Raw genomic sequence first — 1,392 nt, 5'->3', positions numbered from 1 at the left:
CTCACAACATTGTAGTGTTGATTGACACCCAGCTTGCTCATCAGCCAGTTGACTGTGGTGCCCTGAATCAGGAGAGAGAACAAAATCACAGCCAGAGTCATATCCATAATCAGCTTTTTTTCAGGAATACTGTCAGGAATCGACAGCATCAGCGCGACGGGCACAACGCCTCTCAGCCCACCCCAAAACATAATGGCTTTGGTTTTGTTATCCACCGGACGCCCCACTGGCAGGCGGTTTGATATCGGCAGGAGCAGATAGACGACGACCAGACGACCAATCAGAACGGCAGCAACGGCGAGCAGAAGGTAGGGATAGTAGACCTGTAAGTGATTGAGATTTCTGAAAAGTAGATTTTCTTTCATCCCCAGCAGCAGGAAAATCAAGCTGTTGGCTATGAAAGCCATGAATTCCCAATAGGGCGTAATAAAACTGCGGACCTGTTCAGACAACACTTTTCCTGAACTTGTTCGAGTGACAATACCTGCAGCAATCGTTGACATGACACCGGACACTCCCAGCACATGATCAGCAATAATAAAACTGCTGTAAGCCAGAATAGTGGTATGAGCAATCTGCACAAAAGGCTCGTTTCTGCCCAGCCTCAACAGCCCATGCATAGCGATACCCATGACCGTACCAACCACTATTCCGCCAAAAAAGACCTCTATAAATGACCAGACGCCACCCAAAACAACGCCGACGCCAACGCCGACGCCGGCCTGAATAACTGCAAGAACAATCCCGAAAATAACAATAGCGGTGGCATCATTAAACAGACTTTCGGCATCCATCAGCATGGACATCCTGGCCGGCGCTCCTACCTCCTTGAACAGGGCAATAACAGCCACGGGGTCCGTTGCTGAAATCAGAGCTCCAAACAACATGGCTCCAGCCAGACTGAGTGGAGTCAGCAAATTCATGACAACCCCAATCACAAGCATGGAAAGGATTACACCAAATATGGCGAGATTAAGAACTGAAGTCATTTCACGAAACAGATGTGGGGGCTTTATATTGATAGCCGCATCAAATATCAGCACCGGAAGCAGGATATACATGATCAAGTCATGGGACAGATCAACCTTCAGCAATGGCTCCAATGCATCGGTGTATTGCGCCAGAATCCCCAGAACCATGCCGATCACTACCAAGCCAATGGTATAAGGAAACCTCAATTTTTTTAATAATATGGACGAGCTGGTAGCAAGAAGCAGCAGGCCAGCCAGTATCAGGACCTGTGTAGCAAGGCCGGTTTCGTGCATATCTAAACCTCTGGAAAAGATTCAATGAGACATATCAGGATTATGTCGGGTTGGGTAGACCTGGAAGACCAATGGCTTCCGGGGGTAACGAGAGAAAAATAGCAGCCCGCAGAAGAATATACAGCTC

General features: G+C 48.1%; 1 protein-coding gene. It reads right to left on the bottom strand.

What is annotated here, in order from left to right; translation table 11 throughout:
• The coding region (locus KDK18_RS13310; protein ID WP_257255415.1) for a sodium:proton antiporter at window positions 1-1,265 on the bottom strand (1,265 nt) is incomplete at its 3' end.
• Window positions 1,266-1,392 lie beyond the last annotated feature (127 nt).

It is taken from the genome of Endozoicomonas sp. SESOKO3 (assembly GCF_024606255.1).
Note: the sequence above shows the minus strand (reverse complement) of the source record. Positions and strands in the feature narration are given on the sequence as shown.